This window comes from Vibrio sp. 811, assembly GCF_033339195.1.
On the sequence record NZ_JAWOUB010000197.1, the window covers coordinates 1 to 879 of the forward strand.

The following is an 879-nucleotide window of genomic DNA, read 5'->3' on the forward strand; positions in this document are numbered from 1 at the left end:
CTGGAGAGTCAAATGCAATGAAGTTCGGACCAGTGCCAGGGGAGGGATTGCTGTATGCGCGGTAATTGGTAGTCGCAATGATGGGATCTTGTTTCGGATCAACTGGTTTGCCATTGAAAGTTAGATTCACGATACGCTGGGAGTCCGGATTAATGACTTTACAACTCGCGTCGTACTTCGGTGGTTGAGTGATGTCGATTTGGTATTCCACACCATCAATCACGTCAAAGTTGTACGTACGGAAGTTATCCCAATCAATTAACGATTGTGGCTGAGTCGTATTGACATCAATATGCTTGAATTGGCCCGCGCTGCACTCTAGCCATTCATGTACTTCTTTGCCTTTCACCTTCATTGCGACGAGCGTATTTGGGTATAGGTACAAGTCGGCGGCGTTGCGGAAAGTCAGTTGGCCAGATTCTACCTCAGTGAAGCCGTTCGGATCATCTTTACGTCCGCCCACTTTAAAAGGCGCTGCCGCGCTCAAAACTGGAATGTCAGCTAGGTCTGGATCGCCTTGAATGAAACGTTCAACGTAGTCTTTTTGTGCAAGGTTAACGATTTGGATTGTTGGGTCGTCTTGCACCAAAGCCAAGAAGCTGTACATCACGTCATTCGCTTTACCAATTGGTTGGTTAACGAATTCGCGAGTGCCTTTGTGATCGTCTTCGAGTGCTTTAATGATGCCTTGGTCTGCTTCTGCAAGCGATTTCTTAGTCGCTTTGTCGAAAATTGGTCGAGCTTCAGATTGTCCTTCCACTACTTGCCATTGGCCGTCTTTTTGCTCGATGACCAGATCCATGACTCCCACGTGGCTACCCCAACGGCCAGGCATGACGGCAGTGACACCGTTGATGGTGCCTTTGTTGTTGTCTACGC

Annotated in this window: 1 protein-coding gene; it reads right to left on the minus strand. The window is 48.2% G+C overall.

Annotated features, from left to right (window positions below; all coding sequences use genetic code 11):
* Window positions 1-879, minus strand: an 879-nt coding sequence (locus R7Q46_RS25795) for a bifunctional 2',3'-cyclic-nucleotide 2'-phosphodiesterase/3'-nucleotidase (protein ID WP_318078031.1), incomplete at both ends; no start/stop codon positions are given.